Source organism: Roseibium aggregatum (assembly GCF_017309185.1).
GTDB lineage: Bacteria > Pseudomonadota > Alphaproteobacteria > Rhizobiales > Stappiaceae > Roseibium > Roseibium aggregatum_B.
The window spans coordinates 386580-403391 of sequence record NZ_JAEKJZ010000001.1; the positions used below are offsets into that span (position 1 = coordinate 386580).

Consider the following 16812-nt stretch of genomic DNA (forward strand, 5'->3'; position numbering starts at 1 on the left):
ACCACCAACGCAAAGGAAATTCACATGCTGAAAAAACTATTTACTGCCGCTGCAACTCTGGTCGCGAGTGGCTGTTTCGCCCACGCAGAAATGCCCGAGCAGATCAACTTCGGGATCATTTCCACCGAGAGCTCGTCTGCACTCGAAAGTTCTTTTGGGCCCTTTCTGGAGGATATGCAGGATTTTCTCGGCGTGCCGGTGAAACCGTTTTTTGCAACGGATTACGCCGGTGTCATCGAAGGCATGCGTTTCGGTAAAGTCGATGTCGCCTGGTATGGTAACAAGGCTGCCATTGTCGCCGTTGATCGCGCTGGTGGGGAAGTTTTCGCACAGACTATCAAGGATGACGGCTCTCGCGGCTATCATTCATTGCTGATTGCAAACGTCGATTCCCCGCTGAACTCTCTGGAAGACGTGCTGACCTGCGATAAAACGCTGACTTTCGGGAATGGTGACCCGAATTCGACCTCCGGCTTCGCCATCCCGGGTTACTATGTCTGGGCGCTCAACAACCAGACCCCCGAGGACTGTTTTGATCGGGTTGTCAGTTCAAACCATGAAGGCAACGCGCTGGCGGTTGCTACCGGTAAGGTCGATGTCGCGACAAACAATACCGAATCCATTTATGCGCGCTTGGCCAAGAGCAATCCTGAAGCCGCCGCACAGATTAAAGAGATTTGGCGTTCGCCGCTGATCCCCTCCGATCCTGTCGTCTGGCGCGGTGATCTGAGCGACGAAGCCAAGCAGAAAATTTATTATTTTTTCATGCAGTACGGTCGTTTCGGAGACCTGGAGAAAGTTAAAGAGGAACGCACGGTTCTTTCCAATCTGTCAGATGGATGGGGTCCGTTCCTCGCATCTTCCAATGCGCAATTGCTTGATGTGCGCCAGATTGAGGCTTTCAAGGCTCGTCTTAAAGCCGAAAAGTCCGGGGACGAGGCGGGTGTAAAAGCCGCCGAGGAAGAGCTCGCACGATTGGACGAGATGGCTGCGATCATCGGTCGGTCAGGGTACTGATCTGCGAATATCCGATACGCAAGCAAGCTTCGGAAAGGGCGGAGGCAATCCGCCGCCCTTTCATGATCCCCCGGCAAAACAAAAGAGCGTGCCAATGTCACAGGCTTCAAATCCCCGAGGCAGCCTGCCTGAGCTTTCATCCGCCATCCAATTGCAGCTGAAACCTGATTGGAAAAAGCGTCTGCCAACGATATGCATCGCGATTTTGGTCTTGGTGCTGTTGGGGTTGTCCTACGAGCCCGCCGAGGTCTTCAACTGGACCTATCTGTTCACCGACAGCGCCAACATGGCCATGTTCATCTCGGACTTCCTCCGCCCGGACTTCACGGATCTGGGACAGATGCTGGGTAAAATGCTCGAAACCATCCAGATTGCGCTATGGGGTATGGCGCTTTCTCTTGTTTTCGGCGTTCCTTGCGGCTTGCTGTCCGCAGGCAATATTGCGCCGGTCTGGATTGTGCAGCCCATGCGCCGTCTTATGGATGCCGCGCGCGCAATCAACGAGTTGGTTTTTGCAATTCTGTATGTCGCGGCTGTCGGTCTGGGACCCTTTGCCGGGGTCATGGCACTTTTCATCCATAATCTCGGGATCATTGCGAAACTGTTTTCCGAGGCCGTCGAAGCCGTAGATTGCCGCCCCGTGGAAGGTGTCGAAGCGACCGGGGCCTCACGTCTGCAGGAGATCATATATGGTGTCATCCCACAGGTTCTTCCCCTTTGGGCCAGTCTTGCGCTTTATCGATTTGAAACCTCGGTCCGTTCAGCGACTGTGCTGGGCATCGTTGGCGCAGGCGGCATCGGATTTACATTCTATGAGAGCTTTCGCGCTTTTCAGTACGACCGGGCATCGGCCGTGATCATCGTGATCATAATCTCCGTGACGCTGACCGACATCATTTCCTCCTGGCTACGGAAAAAGCTCATTTAGATGCTGCGTGCCAAAACTTTTGGCATTTGGATAACCTCCATATGAATAGCTCCGCGTTTTCCAGATACCCTCGGCTTTCATTCTCTGCTGCCGTGCGAATTCGATGGGCGATAGCGAAGGGGAAACGGATCGCCGGACAAGCTGTCAGTCCAGGTTTCCACTCTCGACCGGCACCGCCAACTGCGTCCCCACCAGAATTGACGCCAGCGTCTGGCGGTTGAGGCTGTCCAGAAAGGCTTCCGACGCCTGAGCCATGGCGCCTTTCAGGGCGCAGCGGGGCAGGAAGGCGCAGGACGTGGCCTCCGGTTTCAGGCAGGCGACCACGCCCAGATCCGGTTCGATCAGCCGCACCACGTCGCCGATCCGGATATCCTCCGGCGATCTGGCGAGCCGGATGCCGCCGCCGCGGCCGCGCGTGGTGTCCAGATAGTTGGCCTTCGCCAGCTGCGCGACGATTTTCATGACATGGGACTTCGCCAGGCCGAGCGCGGCGGCGAGCTTGTCGACGGTCTGCGGTTCGCCCGTTTGGCCGGTCGCCATCAGAATTCTCAAGGCAAAATCACTGGCCTGACTGAGGCGCATGACCCGACTCCAAAAACATTCATCTTAGATGTTGATTTTAGCGTGCGCCTGTGGCATTTAAAAGATGCATATTAAATGAATGTTTGGAGGCGGCGATGAGCGCGCGCAGATCCGATACGGACAGGTACAAGCTGAAACCACGGACCGTCCCGGACACGGGAGACCGCTTGTTGCGGTTTGAGACCGTGGACGAGAAATCGATCCATGTGATGGTCCACACCTTCTACGGCTGCATCCGTGAGCATCCGCGTCTGGGGGACATCTTCGAGCGCCGTCTGGAGGGAAGGTGGCAGGAGCATCTGCCCAGGATGGAAGCCTTCTGGCAGTCCATACTGATGAAGAACGGGGCCTACAAGGGCAAACCGGTTCCGGCGCACCTGAAACAGAAAGAACTGGTCAGCGCGGATTACGGCGAATGGCTTGCCGTCTTCCGGCCGGTGGTCCGGGAGCTGTTTCGCCACGATCTTGCCGACGAGATCGTCGAAGTCGCCGAACGGATCGCGCAGAGCCTGTGGCTGGCCACCTTCGGCCATGCCGGATCGGTGCCGCCTCCGGAACTGACATCTCAACAAAACGAATGGAGTGGATCATGCTGGTAACGGTCGTTCTGGCGGCGGAGGTACTCGTCGCCGTCTGGTTCGCGGTTTTTTCGCTGATGCTGCTGTCGATGTATCTCGACTCCCGCTCTCTGCCGGTCCCCAGACTGGACATTGCAGGCCGCACGCTGATCGACAGCGCCAAATTCGCCTTTTTGACCGGCATTGCTGCTCTTGCAGTGATGACGGTCATGGAGCTGCCCTTCCTTCGTTAAGGAGACATCGGAATGAAAACGTCGCAATTGCTGCAACGCGGGCTGCCGATCGTGCTGATCTGGATTGCCGCTCCGCTTCCCCTGTGGATCATGGCGGTCCTGATGCTGGTGATCTGACAGCCCACTTGTTATCGCCGCGCGCCCGTGGCTACTCTCTCCCGGCACGAGACAGGAGGGAGAAAGGCGTGAGCGAAGATACCCCGAGCGGTGACCTGACACTGCGCACCATGGCCATGCCGGCCGACACCAACGCGTCCGGCGACATCTTCGGCGGCTGGGTTCTGTCGCAGATGGACCTTGCGGGCGGCATCGCCGCCGGTCAGCGGGCAATCGGCCGGGTGGTGACCATCGCGGTCGACAAGATGAAGTTCATCCGTCCCGTCCATGTCGGCGACGTATTATGCGTCTATACGGAAATCATGCGGGTCGGAAACACGTCCATGGAGATCAAGCTGGAGGCCTGGGCGCTGCGCCAGCGCTACGGCCACAGGGAAAAGGTGACGGAAGCGATCTTTACCTTCGTCTCGGTCGACGAGGACGGCAGGCCGCGTCCCGTGCCCAAGGAATGCTGATCAGGCGTCGCCCTTCCGGCGATTGACGACGTCGGCGAAGAGCTCTTCGTCGACGGCGCAGATACAGCCGTTTGCCCAGAGTTGCAGCAGCATCCGAAGGCGTTTCAGGCGGGTTTCCCTGCTCAGCGGCGGGGCGTGCAGAGGCAGCCCGCCGACCAGCCTGAGGCAGCTGATCCGGGCAAGTACGCAGTCTTCCGCCGCCTTCTGCCAGATTTCAGAACCGGCAGGTTCGGCGCCGCCGGTATTCCGGGTTTCGATCAGCCTTGCCGCCTGTCCGGCAAAAGGGTCTCTTGACAAAAAATCCTCCATCGGTTGCCCGAGGAGGACTGGCGCATGAAAACAAACCGCTTCGTTGCCGACGGCCTCTTTTGAGGTTCCTGACGGCCGCATCCCTGTTGCGGAAACCACCTTGCCCGGTTGGCAGGTTGGCGAGGGCGCCAGCCCTTCTCTTGATGATGCCGGGCTTATGCCACGTTGCGTTGCTGTTGGCAAGCGCCCGTAACCGTGTCACTTGTTCGGGTGCAGACACGGCAGGGGAAACCGCATTGGACACCTCGATCTTTCATCGGAACCGCCCGCTCACACCTATCCTGCTCGCCTTTTGTGCCTGTTTTGTCGACGTGGTCTGCATCATCGGGCTGTTTCACACGTTCACGGCCTTCATTTCCGGCACGCTGGTCGTCTTGTGCGTGGAAGTGTTTCACCAGAGGGAAAACGTTCTGTTGAAGGTTTTCGTTCTGGCGGTGTTCTTCGTTTCCACCCTGTTCTGGTACACCTTCGTGTCGAGACTGACAGAAACGGGAAAGATACCCGTCGGGCGGCTGTTCGCGTTGGAAGCTGTCCTGGTCCTGGCCTTCATGTGCGTTGCGGGTCTTGGAGACCCTGTCGCCTCCGGTCCGCAGTCGGCGGTCGCTCTGACCGCGGTCGGTCTGTCGACGATCGCCATGTCGCTGCAAAATGTCATCATGCTGACCATCCTGAAGCATCACGTACCGACGACCATGATGACCGGCAACTCGCTCAAGCTCGTTCTGGGCGTCGCCGACTATTTCACCCACCCGGAAAGCCGACCGGACAGCCGGGCGCGGGTGGTTCACCAGATCCTGGTGATCTCGGCCTTTGCCGCCGGCGGCCTGCTGGCAAGTTTCCTGATGAGTTATACCGGGTTCTGGGCGCTGCTGGTCCCGATTGCGGTTCTGGTGTTTCTGGCCGTTGCCCAGCCCGCAAGATAACTCTCAGCACGGCCGGTCGTAATCGATGCGGCCGTCGACCAGATGGATGCGCCGTTCCATGCGGGCGGCGAGATCGAGATCGTGGGTCACGGCCACCACCGTGGTTTTCTGGTTTTCGACGATTTTGTGCAGGCTGTCGAACACCTGTTCGGTGGCGGCGGAATCGAGGCTGCCGGTGGGTTCGTCGGCCAGGATCAGATCGGGCGTATTGGCCAGCGACCTGGCCACGGCGACGCGCTGGCGCTGACCGCCGGAAAGCTGCTCCGGCCGCCGGTCGAGGAAATCCTGGAGGCCGAGATCCGACAGCAGGCCCGCGGCATGCTCCCGCTGTTCATGAGCGGGCAGCCTGCCCAGTTTCTGCATCGGTATTATCACGTTTTCGAGGGCCGTGAATTCGGGCAGCAGAAAGTGGAACTGGAACACGAAACCGATCTTCTCCAGGCGGATGCGAGCCATTTCCGCCGGCGTCAGGTCCTTCGTTTCAAGGCCGTCGATCAGAACCTCGCCCGCGGTCGCCCGGTCGAGCAGGCCGAGCAGGTAGAGCAGCGAGGATTTGCCCGACCCGGAAGGACCCGTGATCGCCACGAATTCCGATGCGCCGACCTCGAAATTCACGTCCTCGACGAGGGTCACGGGAACCACGGCGGGCAGGATGCGCGTCAGGTTCCGCGCTTCCAGCAGCACTCCTCCGCCATCCGGGCATGGTGCGGACCGGGCGGTCACGACGCCCCCCGGATGATGTCGACCGGATTGAGGCGCGCTGCCTTGCGCGCCGGGAGAAGACCGGCGATCGCGGAGGAAAACAGGGCCAGAAGACAGGCGGTCGCATAATGAAGTGCGGAGAAATAGATCGGCAGATGGGTCATCTCCACGTCCTTGGAAATGTCGAAGGTGATTGACGCGAGATAGCTCGACAAGCCGAAGCCCAGAACCGATCCGGCCACGGCGCCCAGGGCGCCGATCACCAGGCCTTCCAGCACGAAGATCTGTTGAATGTCGGTCTCCGGGAAGCCCAGGGATTTCAGGATGGCGATGTCCTTGGACTTTTCGTGGACGATGGTGGAGACGATGTTGTAGATGCCGAAACCGGCCACGACCAGAATGGCGCCGACCACCGTGTACATGATCACGTTGCGCACGAAAAAGGTCTCCATCAGCCCTTCGTTGGCCTCCTCCCAGGAAACCGCCTTGTAGCCGAGTTGGCGTTCCGCGCGCGCGGCGACGGCGTTGGCCTCGTCGATGTCGTTCAGCCTGATGGAGATGCTGTTGATGATGTCCGGTTTTTCCAGGAGGATCTGCACCGCTTTCAAAGGGGCGTAGGCAAGACCCTCGTCGCTGCTTTTGATGCCCGCGTGGAACAGGCCGACGATCTTGAACCGTTTGGCGATGCCGTTGGCCGACGTCAGGGTCACCGTGTCGCCAAGCCCGGCGCCCAGCCGTTCGGCGGCCTTGTCGCCGATCACCAGGCCGTTGCCGGTCGCTTCCAGAGCCTCGAAAGAGCCCTGCCGCATGTCCTCCCTGATCTTGGAGACGGCGAGTTCGCGCCGCGGCACCACGCCGATCAGGGTCATGCCGAGGTCCTGGCCGCTGTAACGCAGAACCGCCTGGCCGCTCAGCCGCTGGGCGAGCTTGCCGTCGACCCAGTCGCGTAAGGAGGCAAGCGCCTCCGTCGGATTGCGGATGCCTCTGAGGTCTTCCAGGGGTCTGAGGCCGTGAAACGCGACCGCGTCGTAGGCGGCCGTGGCCGGCTGGACCGTCGGTTCCCGTTTTTCGTCCTGGATCTCCACATGCGGGATGGCGTCGATCAGGGTCGCCATGAAGTCCTGTTGGGAGCCTTGCATCAGGGCGGCCATGGCGACGGAGAAGCCGACCCCGAGCGCAACGCCCAGGATCGAGACAACCGTCTGGCGCATGCGCGTGCGCACATGGGTCGAGGCGATCCGCAACAGCAGCATCATGGCCCGTCCCCGGTTCTGGGTCGAACCTTTTGTCCTTCGCCGAGATCCGCCTGGAACGGAACGACGACGGCGGTGTCCGAGTCCACACCGTCCAGAACCTCAATGGCACGGGTGCCGCGAATGCCGGTCTTGACCGTGATCAGCGAAATCCGGTTTTGCCCGTCGAGCGTCTGCACCTTGGACCCGTCGAAGGCCGCCTGAGGCAACAGGAGCGCATCCTGCTTTTCCACCGTGACGATGTTGATTTCCGCGGTCATGCCGATGCGCAAAAGCGTCTCGGACGGCAGGTCCAGATAGACCCGGTAGTTCTTCAGCACCGGGTCGCCCTTTGGTGTGATGCGCGAGACTTCCGCCGTCAGGTCCTCGTCGGGAAAGGCGTCCGCCCTGATCAGGGCCTTGTGGCCGATCTTCACCTTGGGGATGTCTTCCTCGTTGACTTCCGCGATCAGCTGAAGCGGTTGCGGCTGGCCGATCCAGAACAGGATATCGCCGGGCTCGGCGACTTCTCCGACCGAGCCGTCCTGGCGCAGGACGACGCCGTCCATGGGTGCCAGGATCGAATAGTCGCGCAGCCGTTCCTTCTGGGCGGCGATCAGGGCATTTATCTGGATGAGTTCGCTCTGGGCCTTGTCGTAGACCTGCTGGCTGACCACCCGCCGCTGCAGAAGCCGCTCGGCCCGCTCGCGTTCCGAGCGCGCCAGAACCTGCCGGGCCTCAAGCTCCGCGAGGGTCGCGCGCGCGTCGCCGCTGTCGAGTTCGGCAAGTTGATCGCCCTTCTTCACCTCCATGCCCTCGCAACCGCAAAGGGTGATGATCCGTTCGCGAATGACGCTGGTGACCTTTGCCCAGCGGACCGGCTCGACGACCGCCGTGGCATAGACCACTTCGGCTGCGCGGCCCTGATATGGGGTCGCGACCCAAACGTCGACGGGGCGGATGGTCCACCAGTATCCGCCGGCGGCAATGGCGCTAGCGGTGAGAAGAAAGACAAGGGCACGAAAAGGACGCATGGACCACCTAACGCAGAATTCCGGCCAGATTAAATGATCCTGTAATTCCAGCCATGGCCTGGATCAAACGCGCGGTTCCCCCCGAATGGCTCCAGGCGTTTCAGTAATGAGGCGGTTTGTCGATCTGGTGGGCGGGCAGGACATTGTCCATCAGCTCCCCCACCTGATCGGTCATCTGAGAAAAAAGGCGCGTCAGCCGGTCGATCTGCCTGGCCTGGTCGACGACGACGCCGTTCAGCTCCTCGATTGTCCTTGAGGCATGGGCCAGACCGATCTCAAGCTGCTCGATCCGGGCTTCGTGGTCCTGAGACATATGTGCGTCCTTGGGTCTTGTCGGTGGCGCAAGGAAAAGGAGCGCCGGCCGGTAGGTATACTGTGAAGGCCGGGAGCGGACAATTCATCCGTTCCGCGCCCTGCGGTTGGAAGGGTGCTTGAATCAAGTGCCTGGTACCGGCGGAGGGCCGGGCGGTTTCGGCAGTGCCTGGTAGGCTTGAGTACACCGTTCGAACCGCGGTCTGAAGGGGCAATGGCGGTGGAGACCGGTTTCACGCGCCGGATTTGATACCGATTTGCCGTTGCGTCCTTTTGATCCGGGTGCCTATAGTCGTGGTGGATGACACTTGGTGAGAAGCTTCCGCCGAGGCGAGGAGGTGGTGTTTTGCGTATCGGTGCTGCTGCAATCGGTCTGACGATCGCGTCGTTCTCTTGTCCCGCTCATGCGGCAGATGTGGTCATCGGTGTTCCTGCGTGGCCGTCTGCCCAGGTGACCGCTCATATCATCGCGGACACTTTGAAGGACCGGCTGGGTATCGAGACAGAGCTGCGCGAACGCGGGACACTGACGATCCTGTCGGAGGTTGGCCGGGGCAACATTCAGGTTCACCCGGAAGTCTGGTTGCCCAACCTGACCGATTTGGTGGAAAAGCTGGCCGAGCAGGAGAAGGTCCTGCGCCTCAGTCCGCACGGGGTCGCGGCGACACAGAACATCTGCGCGACGCGCGAAACGCTCGACCAGACCGGGATCAAGGCGGTTGCCGATCTTGCGAAGCCGGAGATGGCGGCAAAGTTCGACAGCGACGGTGACGGAAAGGGCGAGATCTGGATTGGCGCGCCGACATGGTCCTCAACCGAGATTGAGAAGATTCGGGCGCATTCCTACGGCTACGACCGGACCATGACGCTGCTTGAAATGCCCGAGGACGTCGCCATGGCTGGCGTCGACGCGGCTGTTTCGCTCGGCCGGCCGATCGTTTTCTACTGTTACGGTCCGCACCACGTGTTCCAGCTTCATGACGTCGTGATGCTGGAGGAACCGCCTTACGACCCCAGCCGGTGGACGCTTGTCAAGCGGGCCGAGGACAGCGCCTGGCTGGAAAAATCCCATGCCGACACGGCCTGGGACGCGTCGGAATTCCATGTCGCCTATGCGGCCTCGCTCGAGACCGAGCGACCGGACGCGGCGTCCTTCCTGTCAGCCATCGAGCTCGGGCCTGAGGACATCACCGCGATGAGTTATGCCGTTGTCGTTGAAGGCAGGCCCGTGGAAGACGTCGCGAAGGACTGGATCGCGCAAAATGAGGACCGGATCGGGGAGTGGACGAAATGACCGGAATGCCGGGCGGCCTTCGCGCCGTTTTGAAATGGATGCCGTCGGCCGTCGGAGTGCTGGTTCTGGCCGGCGCGGCCCTGGCACAGGCGTTCGAGACGCAGATCTACGATCCCAATACCCGCCAATGGGTCGACTACACCCCCAAGGCGGCGGCCAGGTTCTACAACAGGCACGGGCAGAGCCCGAAAGAGTTCCGCCGGCAGGTTGTCCAGTTCCGGACGGCTGAGAAACCCGGAACGATCATCATCGACGGCGACCGCCACTTTCTCTATCTGGTTCAGCCGAATTTCCAGGCGATCCGTTATGGCATCGGCGTCGGCCGCGACGGTTTCGGCTGGGCGGGCATCGTGAAGGTGGGCCGAAAGCAGGAATGGCCCACATGGACGCCGCCACCGGAGATGATCGCGCGCGATCCGGAATCCGCCAAATGGGCAGGCGGTATGCCCGGGGGGCCGGACAACCCGCTTGGAGCTCGCGCAATGTATCTCTACGTGGGCAACAAGGACTCGATCTACCGGATTCACGGTACAAATCAGCCCTGGACGATCGGTCTCAACATTTCGTCGGGGTGCATTCGCTTGAACAACGAGGATGTCTCGGACCTTTACAGCCGTGTCGAAGTCGGGGCCAAGGTCATCGTGCTGATGCAGGGCGCCGCGCTCTACAAGGGCGTCTGAGTTTACCGCCGGAGGGGTAGGGGAATGAATGGTTTTACGAAAGACGCCTTGAGGAAACAGACCGGCACACAGCTGGCCGGACTGTGCCTGCTGCTGGTCGCCGGCTGCAACACCAGCGGATCCGGTCCGAGCCCCACGGCCGGGTCTGTGCGCAGCTCCGGCACAACGGCTCCGACGGACCTGCAACTGCTCTGCGCCTCGAAAACGGCTGAGGAGCTTGAAATCACCGACGGCAATGTCCTGCCGGTCAGTTCCGCTCCGTCCGGCGAAAATGCCTATCAGGTCAACCTGACCTTCACCGAAGGCCAGGCCGTCTGCATCATTGACGAGACCGGGACGGTACAGTCGATCAACAAGGTCTGACCCGGACAGGCGGCGAAGGCCCTTGCCCTAGGGGCCGTGCCCTAAGCCGCCAGCCAGCCTTCCAGCTTCGCCGCATCGGGCATTCCGCCCGTGTGGACAAGCCTGCCATCTATGGCGACGCCGGGCGTGGACAGGACGCCCGCCATGGCAATCGACCTTGGGTCGGTGACTTTTTCGATCTCGATTTCGACGCCCAGTTTCGCGGCCGCATCTTTCACCATGGTGGCGGTGGCTTCACAGCGCTTGCAGCCGGGGCCGTAGACCTTGACGGTTTTCATTTGTGTATCCTTTAAAAAATCTGGTTGAACAGGAAGCCGACAGCAAGGATGCCGCTGGCGACCACGCCGACGAAGACCGCGATCAGGCGCAGCGTCAGAACCTGCTTGAGGATGATCATTTCCGGCAGGGACAGGGCGATCACGCTCATCATGAAGGCAAGCACGGTGCCAAGGGCGGCGCCTTTGCCCAGAAGCGCCTCGATGATCGGAATGACCCCGGCGGCGTTCGTATACATCGGAATGCCCATCAGGACGGCGGCAGGCACCGACCACCAGGCGTCCGCGCCCATGATGCGCGCCATCAGGTCTTCCGGCACGTAGCCGTGGATCAGCGCTCCGACGCCAATGCCGAGAATGATCCACATCCAGACCTTGCCGAAGATCTCGCGCACCGCTTCGATACCGAGTTTGTAGCGGTCCGCCATGGTCAGGCGCTCGTCCTCGACCGCGACCGGCGCGTCGGCGCCGGAGTGAATGTCGCGCACCCAGTCCTGCAGCCAGCCTTCGAGGCGCAGCTTGCCTATGACGAAACCCGCGAGGATGGCGATGGCAAGACCGAAGACAAGATAGGTTGCCGCCACCTGCCAGCCGACAAGACCGAAGAGCAGGACCAGCGCCACCTCGTTCACCATCGGAGCGGCGATCAGAAAGGAGAAGGTAACCCCGAGCGGAACGCCTGCGGAAACAAAGCCGATGAAAAGCGGCACAGCCGAGCAGGAACAGAACGGGGTTACGATGCCAAGGCTCGCCGACAGGACATTGCCAACGCCCTCGCTCTTGCCCGACAGAAGCGCACGTGTCTTTTCGGGTGAAAAGAAGCTGCGCACGACGCCCATGGCAAAGACGATCAGCGTCAGCAGCATCATCACCTTGGGCACGTCGTAGAAGAAGAAGGCAACCGCCTCGCCGGTATGGCTGTGGCGCTCGACCGGGAACAGCGAGGCAATCCATTCCGAGACCGGGATCAACTGGCCGTAGACCAGCCACCAGACAAGGAGAAAGGCCGCGACGCCGAGATGCCAGTGCCAGTCGGGCCGGGGTGGACGCAGAGGGGTGGCGATATCGGCGCTCATGCGGCGTTCCTTTCCTGCCCGGTGGGAGCGGCCATCACCGCGTCGACCACGGCCTTGACCTCCGGCGTCAGATCGGCGCTCAGCCGGTAGCGGACCCATTGCGCATCGCGCCGGTCGACCACCAGACCGGCCTGCTTGAGCACCTGCATATGCCTTGACATGCGGCTCTGGGACGCGCCGATGACCTTCATAAGCTCACAGACGCAATGTTCGTCACCGTCATTCAAGATGCGTATGGCTTCCAGCCGTGTCGGTTCGGCCAGGGCGGACAGCACAGTCAGGATCATGAGGGCACTCCTTTATGCGCATAAGCGCATAACCGCGAGCGGAGAACATTGATCTCAGTCAAGCCGTTGTTCGGTGAAGGTTTGAACGTGAAGACCGACAGGGCTGTCAGTGTCTGCCCCGGGTGTCACTTCGGGGGGCAGGGGCAAAATATAATCTTCAGCCCGGAAATGTTCTCAGGGAGTGCAGGCCTTCTCGCCATGCCGCTTCTTCTTCAGAAGCTCCGCCAGTTTTAAAAAAACATCCCGTCTTGCGGACTTTGGCCGCCAGGCCAGGGCAATCTGCCTCGGGCAGGCGTCTGGAAGGGGTGTCAGCCTGACTTCTCCCCTGGAGGCAAGGCCGGCGTCTATGGCCAGATTGGGCAACAGCGTGATTCCCAACCCTTCCGAAACCATGGAGACCAGAGTGGTGAGACTTGTCGCCGAAAAGCTCTCATCCTGTTCCAGGTGACGGTGCGGGTAGGCCTGCAGGGCATGACGCTGCAGGCAATGTCCCCTTTCCAGCAGCATAAGACGGTCACCGGTCGCCAGTCCGTCCGGCCCTGCAACGACGGGAGGTGTTTCCCGAGGCGGGGTGGCCAGCTGGTAGCCGTCTTGAAACAGCTTGGTGATTTCGAGTGAGCCGGTCTCGAAGGGGAGCGCGATCAGGATCAGATCGAGCCGGCCCTGGGTCAGCCCTTCAATAAGACTTTCGGTGATCTCCTCCCGCAGGAACAGTTTCAGGCGTGGAAAATGCTGACGGATCAGCGGCAATGCCGACGGGATGAGGTATGGGCCAACCGTCGGGATGGCGCCGAGGCGCAGGTTTCCTTCGCCCGGATTGCGGTGCGCCGCCGCCAGAACCTCGATCGCTTCGGCTTCCAGAAGCAGCGCGCGGCCCCGGTTGACGACGTCTTCGCCAAGCGCCGTCAGCATAACGCTTCGTCGCGTGCGCTCGACGAGCTGGACACCGAGCCGGTCTTCGAGTTCCTTTATGCCCGCACTGAGCGTCGGTTGCGTGACGTTACAAACCTCGGCTGCACGAGAGAAATTCAGCGTGTCGGCGACGGCGACGAGAAAATGTAGCTGGCGGAGTGTGATCATTTATTGAAATTCTCGATTACAGATACTTTTATAATCAATTTCAACAATAACAAGCAAGTTCCTATATTCGGGTTGTTGAAACAATAGACCGAAGGAACAAACAGATGACCAGCGCGGCACAAACCAATATCGACACATTGAAAAAGGCTCTTGGCGAGACTTTTCGTCTCTATGTGCAGACCCACGGATATCACTGGAATGTCGAGGGTCCGAACTTCCGCCAGCTCCATAACGTTTTCGAGGAGCAATACCGGAACCTCTGGAACGCTCTGGACGAGATCGCCGAACGTATCCGTATCCTTGGTGCCCATGCCCCCGGCTCCGTCGCCGATCTGATGGCACTCGCGGGAGAAGAGGCAGCCCCGGCCCAGTCGGCGGATGACATGACCGCGAAGCTGATCGACGCCCACGAGGCACTGGCTGCCACTTTGCGCGACGGGATTGCCGCGGCGGGAGAGGCCGGAGACGAGGTGTCCGCCGGGCTGCTCACCGACCGGCTGGAATGGCATGAAAAGGAACTCTGGATGATGAAGGCCTGCAAACGCTGAATGAGCCTCCATCCTTCAGAAAGATAACGAGGAATCCAATGCCCAATCCTATCGTCAAGAGCTTCTGGGACAAGACCACCGGAAGCTGGCAGTATGTCTTTCACGACCCCGACACGGGGAAAGGCGCGATCGTCGACCCCGTGCTCGATTTCGATCCGCTGTCCGGTGCCACGTTCACTGAAAACGCCGACCGTATCCTGGATTATATCCGGGGTGCGGGACTGGAAATCGTCTGGATTCTCGACACCCATCCGCATGCCGATCATTTCTCTGCTGCGCAGTACCTGAAAGCGCACCTAGGGGCTCCCACGGCCATTGGAGCCAGAGTGGTCGATGTGCAGAAAATCTGGAAGCATATCTATAACCTGCCTGCCGTTTTTTCCACCGAAGGCCAGCAGTGGGACCGGCTCTTTGAGGACGGCGAGCAGTTCACTGTCGGCAATGTTCCGGTGCGCGTGATGTTCTCACCCGGCCATACGCTCGCCTCGATCACCTACGTGGCGGGAGACGCGGCGTTCGTGCACGACACCTTGATGATGCCGGACAGCGGTTCGAGCCGGGCGGACTTTCCCGGTGGCAGTTCGAAGGAGCTTTACGAAAGCATTCAGAAGATCCTGAGCCTTCCGGACGAGACCCGCGTCTTCGTCGGGCACGACTATGCGCCGAATGGCCGGGAGGAGGCGTGTCAGGCAACGGTCGCCGAACACAAGGCAGGCAACATCCACTTCCGGGACGCGCCGTCTGAAGAAAGCTATTGCGCGGTGCGTGACGCACGCGACAGCACGCTCCCCTTGCCAAAACTCATGCTTGCCGCGCTCCAGATCAACATCCGCGGCGGCCGACTTCCCGAAAGAGAAGACAACGGCCGGTCTTACCTCAAGATCCCGCTCGACTATTTTCAGCCGCGATAACGCCGTCTGTAAACAAGGAAGTGCGCAAGACGCAAAAAGGGTGGCCCGAAAGCCGCCCTTTCCGCAAGACTTTTGAGGTTGGACGTCTTGGAAGCCCATGCCGCTCCCCGCGCCGCAAAGCGGTGCAATCCGAAAATGATGGGTGGCGCGTGACGCAAAAAGGGCGGCCCGAAGACCGCCCTTTCCGTAAGACTTTTGGGTCGGACTTCTTAGAAGCCCATGCCGCCCATATCGCCCATGCCGCCGCCCGGCATCGCCGGTGCTGCTTCTTTCTTTGGCAGCTCGGCAACCATGGCTTCGGTGGTGATCAGCAGGCCTGCGACGGAAGCCGCGTCCTGCAGAGCGGTGCGCACGACCTTAGTCGGGTCGATGATACCGGCTTCGATCATGTTGACGAATTCTTCGGTCTGCGCATTGAAGCCGAAGGTGTCGTCAGCGTTTTCCTGGATCTTGCCGACCACGATGGAGCCTTCAACGCCGGCGTTTTCGGCGATCTGGCGGATCGGAGCTTCCAGGGCACGCAGGACGATCTTGATGCCGGCTGCGATGTCGGCGTTGTCGGAAGCAAGACCTTCGACAGCCTTTTTCGCACGCAGCAGAGCCGTGCCGCCACCCGGGACGATGCCTTCTTCAACGGCAGCGCGGGTTGCGTTCAGAGCGTCGTCGACGCGGTCTTTCTTTTCTTTCACTTCGATTTCGGTCGCACCGCCGACACGGATCACGGCAACGCCGCCTGCGAGCTTGGCAAGACGCTCCTGGAGCTTCTCACGGTCGTAATCGGAAGTGGTTTCCTCGATCTGAGCCTTGATCTGGGAAACGCGGCCCTGGATGTCGTCCTTGGAACCCGCACCATCGACGATGGTGGTGTTTTCCTTGGTGATGGTGACCTTCTCGGCGGTGCCGAGCATGTCGAGGGTCACGTTTTCCAGCTTGATGCCGAGATCTTCGGAGATCACGGTGCCGCCGGTCAGGATCGCGATGTCTTCCAGCATGGCCTTGCGGCGGTCGCCGAAGCCCGGAGCCTTGACGGCAGCGATTTTGAGGCCGCCACGCAGCTTGTTGACGACGAGGGTCGCAAGCGCTTCGCCTTCGACGTCTTCAGCAATGATGATCAGCGGACGGGAAGACTGAACGACAGCTTCCAGGATCGGCAGCATGGCCTGCAGGTTGGAGAGTTTCTTCTCGTGCAGCAGGATGTACGGCTTTTCCAGATCGGCCAGCATCTTTTCAGCGTTGGTCACGAAGTAGGGAGACAGGTAGCCGCGGTCGAACTGCATGCCTTCGACGACTTCCAGCTCGGTTTCGAGAGACTTGGCTTCCTCGACGGTGATGACGCCTTCGTTGCCGACTTTCTGCATCGCTTCTGCGATGTCTTTACCGACCTGGGTGTCGCCGTTTGCGGAAATGGTGCCGACCTGAGCGACTTCCTCGGAGGTGGTGATGGTCTTGGAAGCAGCTTCGAGAGCCTTGACGGCTTCGGCGGCAGCGAGGTCAACGCCGCGTTTCAGGTCCATCGGGTTCATGCCGGCGGCAACGGCCTTGGCGCCTTCCTTGACGATGGCCTGGGCCAGAACGGTCGCGGTGGTGGTACCGTCACCGGCGATGTCGTTGGTCTTGGAAGCGACTTCGCGCACCATCTGGGCGCCCATGTTCTCGAACTTGTCTTCCAGTTCGATTTCCTTGGCAACGGAGACACCGTCCTTGGTGATGCGCGGTGCGCCGAAGGCTTTGTCGAGAACGACGTTACGGCCTTTCGGGCCGAGGGTTACCTTGACGGCGTTTGCGAGGGTGTCGACACCGCGGAGCATGCGCTCACGGGCGTCGGAGGAGAATTTTACTTCTTTAGCAGACATAGGGTCGTCTCACTTTTTCTGGA

The 16812-nt window shown here is 60.5% G+C and carries 22 protein-coding genes and 1 riboswitch; of the genes, 11 read left to right on the plus strand and 11 right to left on the minus strand.

Features of this window, described 5'->3' with window-relative positions:
* Positions 1 to 24 precede the first annotated feature (24 nt).
* Together phnD and phnE are read left to right on the plus strand one after the other, a co-directional pair.
* Positions 25 to 1017, plus strand: a complete 993-nt coding sequence (phnD, locus tag JF539_RS01780; RefSeq protein WP_207138606.1) for a phosphonate ABC transporter substrate-binding protein — start codon at positions 25 to 27, stop codon at positions 1015 to 1017.
* 94 nt (positions 1018 to 1111) lie between these two features.
* A complete protein-coding gene (phnE, locus tag JF539_RS01785) occupies positions 1112 to 1945 on the plus strand; it encodes a phosphonate ABC transporter, permease protein PhnE (protein ID WP_207138608.1) in 834 nt (277 codons plus the stop codon).
* A gap of 144 nt (positions 1946 to 2089) precedes the next feature.
* On the opposite strand, the gene JF539_RS01790 is transcribed toward phnE, so the two are convergent.
* The gene (locus JF539_RS01790) at positions 2090 to 2527 is read right to left on the minus strand and encodes an RrF2 family transcriptional regulator (protein ID WP_207138610.1); all 438 of its coding nucleotides are present in this window, start codon (positions 2525 to 2527) and stop codon (positions 2090 to 2092) included.
* 95 nt (positions 2528 to 2622) lie between these two features.
* Here JF539_RS01790 and JF539_RS01795 point away from each other — a divergent pair, with 95 nt between their 5' ends.
* From JF539_RS01795 to JF539_RS01805, 3 genes are all read left to right on the plus strand, one after another.
* Positions 2623 to 3126, plus strand: coding sequence for a group III truncated hemoglobin (locus JF539_RS01795; protein ID WP_209016956.1), 504 nt, complete (start codon positions 2623 to 2625; stop codon positions 3124 to 3126).
* Complete coding sequence (locus tag JF539_RS01800; protein ID WP_207138613.1) at positions 3117 to 3338, plus strand: hypothetical protein; 222 nt, start codon at positions 3117 to 3119, stop codon at positions 3336 to 3338. Before JF539_RS01795 ends, JF539_RS01800 begins: the two co-directional genes overlap by 10 nt.
* Positions 3339 to 3565: 227 nt before the next feature.
* Positions 3566 to 3910 carry an acyl-CoA thioesterase gene (locus JF539_RS01805; protein ID WP_207140776.1) on the plus strand — a complete coding sequence of 115 codons (345 nt, stop codon included), beginning with the start codon at positions 3566 to 3568 and terminating at the stop codon, positions 3908 to 3910.
* Here JF539_RS01805 and JF539_RS01810 read toward each other — a convergent pair whose 3' ends face one another.
* Positions 3911 to 4207, minus strand: coding sequence for a hypothetical protein (locus JF539_RS01810; protein ID WP_207138615.1), 297 nt, complete (start codon positions 4205 to 4207; stop codon positions 3911 to 3913).
* A 41-nt stretch (positions 4208 to 4248) separates the two neighbouring features.
* Positions 4249 to 4371: riboswitch (SAM-I-IV-variant riboswitch) on the minus strand.
* 84 nt (positions 4372 to 4455) lie between these two features.
* Here JF539_RS01810 and JF539_RS01815 point away from each other — a divergent pair.
* Positions 4456 to 5142, plus strand: a complete 687-nt coding sequence (locus JF539_RS01815) for a YoaK family protein (protein ID WP_207138617.1) — start codon at positions 4456 to 4458, stop codon at positions 5140 to 5142.
* A 3-nt stretch (positions 5143 to 5145) separates the two neighbouring features.
* On the opposite strand, the gene JF539_RS01820 is transcribed toward JF539_RS01815, so the two are convergent.
* The 4 genes from JF539_RS01820 to JF539_RS01835 form a co-directional block, all read right to left on the minus strand.
* The gene (locus JF539_RS01820) at positions 5146 to 5865 is read right to left on the minus strand and encodes an ABC transporter ATP-binding protein (protein WP_328809185.1); all 720 of its coding nucleotides are present in this window, start codon (positions 5863 to 5865) and stop codon (positions 5146 to 5148) included.
* Positions 5862 to 7100 (minus strand): ABC transporter permease, encoded by a 1239-nt coding sequence (locus JF539_RS01825; protein ID WP_209016957.1) that lies wholly within the window; start codon positions 7098 to 7100, stop codon positions 5862 to 5864. Before JF539_RS01825 ends, JF539_RS01820 begins: the two co-directional genes overlap by 4 nt.
* Positions 7097 to 8110: an efflux RND transporter periplasmic adaptor subunit gene (locus JF539_RS01830; protein WP_207138624.1), complete on the minus strand. Its 1014-nt coding sequence runs from the start codon at positions 8108 to 8110 to the stop codon at positions 7097 to 7099. The genes JF539_RS01825 and JF539_RS01830 overlap by 4 nt, the downstream gene beginning before the upstream one ends.
* Positions 8111 to 8210: 100 nt before the next feature.
* Positions 8211 to 8423 carry a SlyX family protein gene (locus tag JF539_RS01835; RefSeq protein WP_207138626.1) on the minus strand — a complete coding sequence of 71 codons (213 nt, stop codon included), beginning with the start codon at positions 8421 to 8423 and terminating at the stop codon, positions 8211 to 8213.
* 345 nt (positions 8424 to 8768) lie between these two features.
* Here JF539_RS01835 and JF539_RS01840 point away from each other — a divergent pair, with 345 nt between their 5' ends.
* The 3 genes from JF539_RS01840 to JF539_RS01850 are packed head-to-tail and all read left to right on the plus strand — an operon-like array spanning position 8769 to position 10759.
* On the plus strand, positions 8769 to 9716 hold the full coding sequence (locus JF539_RS01840) for a glycine betaine ABC transporter substrate-binding protein (protein ID WP_236042326.1): 948 nt from the start codon (positions 8769 to 8771) through the stop codon (positions 9714 to 9716).
* 38 nt (positions 9717 to 9754) lie between these two features.
* On the plus strand, positions 9755 to 10396 hold the full coding sequence (locus tag JF539_RS01845) for a L,D-transpeptidase (protein ID WP_419247672.1): 642 nt from the start codon (positions 9755 to 9757) through the stop codon (positions 10394 to 10396).
* 24 nt (positions 10397 to 10420) lie between these two features.
* Entirely contained in the window at positions 10421 to 10759 is a 339-nt protein-coding gene (locus JF539_RS01850; RefSeq protein ID WP_207138633.1) for a hypothetical protein, read from the plus strand.
* A gap of 41 nt (positions 10760 to 10800) precedes the next feature.
* On the opposite strand, the gene JF539_RS01855 is transcribed toward JF539_RS01850, so the two are convergent.
* The 4 genes from JF539_RS01855 to JF539_RS01870 all read right to left on the minus strand — a co-directional run bounded on the left by JF539_RS01855 (position 10801) and on the right by JF539_RS01870 (position 13477).
* The gene (locus JF539_RS01855; RefSeq protein ID WP_207138635.1) at positions 10801 to 11037 is read right to left on the minus strand and encodes a thioredoxin family protein; all 237 of its coding nucleotides are present in this window, start codon (positions 11035 to 11037) and stop codon (positions 10801 to 10803) included.
* 11 nt (positions 11038 to 11048) lie between these two features.
* Positions 11049 to 12110: a permease gene (locus JF539_RS01860; protein ID WP_207138637.1), complete on the minus strand. Its 1062-nt coding sequence runs from the start codon at positions 12108 to 12110 to the stop codon at positions 11049 to 11051.
* Positions 12107 to 12397, minus strand: coding sequence for an ArsR/SmtB family transcription factor (locus JF539_RS01865; RefSeq protein ID WP_207138639.1), 291 nt, complete (start codon positions 12395 to 12397; stop codon positions 12107 to 12109). The genes JF539_RS01860 and JF539_RS01865 overlap by 4 nt, the downstream gene beginning before the upstream one ends.
* A gap of 174 nt (positions 12398 to 12571) precedes the next feature.
* Complete coding sequence (locus JF539_RS01870) at positions 12572 to 13477, minus strand: hydrogen peroxide-inducible genes activator (RefSeq protein WP_207138641.1); 906 nt, start codon at positions 13475 to 13477, stop codon at positions 12572 to 12574.
* A gap of 104 nt (positions 13478 to 13581) precedes the next feature.
* On the opposite strand from JF539_RS01870, the gene JF539_RS01875 reads away from it, so the two are divergent.
* Positions 13582 to 14025 (plus strand): Dps family protein, encoded by a 444-nt coding sequence (locus JF539_RS01875; RefSeq protein WP_207138643.1) that lies wholly within the window; start codon positions 13582 to 13584, stop codon positions 14023 to 14025.
* Positions 14026 to 14063: 38 nt separating this feature from the next.
* A complete protein-coding gene (locus JF539_RS01880; RefSeq protein ID WP_207138646.1) occupies positions 14064 to 14936 on the plus strand; it encodes an MBL fold metallo-hydrolase in 873 nt (290 codons plus the stop codon).
* 209 nt (positions 14937 to 15145) lie between these two features.
* Here JF539_RS01880 and groL read toward each other — a convergent pair whose 3' ends face one another.
* The gene (gene groL, locus JF539_RS01885) at positions 15146 to 16789 is read right to left on the minus strand and encodes a chaperonin GroEL (protein WP_207138648.1); all 1644 of its coding nucleotides are present in this window, start codon (positions 16787 to 16789) and stop codon (positions 15146 to 15148) included.
* Between the last annotated feature and the right edge of the window lie 23 nt (positions 16790 to 16812).

Bases quoted from the DNA above. Each gene is read 5' to 3' on its own strand.
- phnD (WP_207138606.1), top strand. From the start codon at position 25: ATGCTGAAAAAACTATTTACTGCCGCTGCAACTCTGGTCGCGAGTGGC.
- phnE (WP_207138608.1), top strand. From the start codon at position 1,112: ATGTCACAGGCTTCAAATCCCCGAGGCAGCCTGCCTGAGCTTTCATCC.
- JF539_RS01790 (WP_207138610.1), bottom strand. From the start codon at position 2,527: ATGCGCCTCAGTCAGGCCAGTGATTTTGCCTTGAGAATTCTGATGGCG.
- JF539_RS01795 (WP_209016956.1), top strand. From the start codon at position 2,623: ATGAGCGCGCGCAGATCCGATACGGACAGGTACAAGCTGAAACCACGG.
- JF539_RS01800 (WP_207138613.1), top strand. From the start codon at position 3,117: ATGCTGGTAACGGTCGTTCTGGCGGCGGAGGTACTCGTCGCCGTCTGG.
- JF539_RS01805 (WP_207140776.1), top strand. From the start codon at position 3,566: ATGGCCATGCCGGCCGACACCAACGCGTCCGGCGACATCTTCGGCGGC.
- JF539_RS01825 (WP_209016957.1), bottom strand. From the start codon at position 7,100: ATGATGCTGCTGTTGCGGATCGCCTCGACCCATGTGCGCACGCGCATG.
- JF539_RS01830 (WP_207138624.1), bottom strand. From the start codon at position 8,110: ATGCGTCCTTTTCGTGCCCTTGTCTTTCTTCTCACCGCTAGCGCCATT.
- JF539_RS01835 (WP_207138626.1), bottom strand. From the start codon at position 8,423: ATGTCTCAGGACCACGAAGCCCGGATCGAGCAGCTTGAGATCGGTCTG.
- JF539_RS01845 (WP_419247672.1), top strand. From the start codon at position 9,755: ATGCCGTCGGCCGTCGGAGTGCTGGTTCTGGCCGGCGCGGCCCTGGCA.
- JF539_RS01850 (WP_207138633.1), top strand. From the start codon at position 10,421: ATGAATGGTTTTACGAAAGACGCCTTGAGGAAACAGACCGGCACACAG.
- JF539_RS01855 (WP_207138635.1), bottom strand. From the start codon at position 11,037: ATGAAAACCGTCAAGGTCTACGGCCCCGGCTGCAAGCGCTGTGAAGCC.
- JF539_RS01860 (WP_207138637.1), bottom strand. From the start codon at position 12,110: ATGAGCGCCGATATCGCCACCCCTCTGCGTCCACCCCGGCCCGACTGG.
- JF539_RS01865 (WP_207138639.1), bottom strand. From the start codon at position 12,397: ATGATCCTGACTGTGCTGTCCGCCCTGGCCGAACCGACACGGCTGGAA.
- JF539_RS01870 (WP_207138641.1), bottom strand. From the start codon at position 13,477: ATGATCACACTCCGCCAGCTACATTTTCTCGTCGCCGTCGCCGACACG.
- JF539_RS01875 (WP_207138643.1), top strand. From the start codon at position 13,582: ATGACCAGCGCGGCACAAACCAATATCGACACATTGAAAAAGGCTCTT.
- JF539_RS01880 (WP_207138646.1), top strand. From the start codon at position 14,064: ATGCCCAATCCTATCGTCAAGAGCTTCTGGGACAAGACCACCGGAAGC.
- groL (WP_207138648.1), bottom strand. From the start codon at position 16,789: ATGTCTGCTAAAGAAGTAAAATTCTCCTCCGACGCCCGTGAGCGCATG.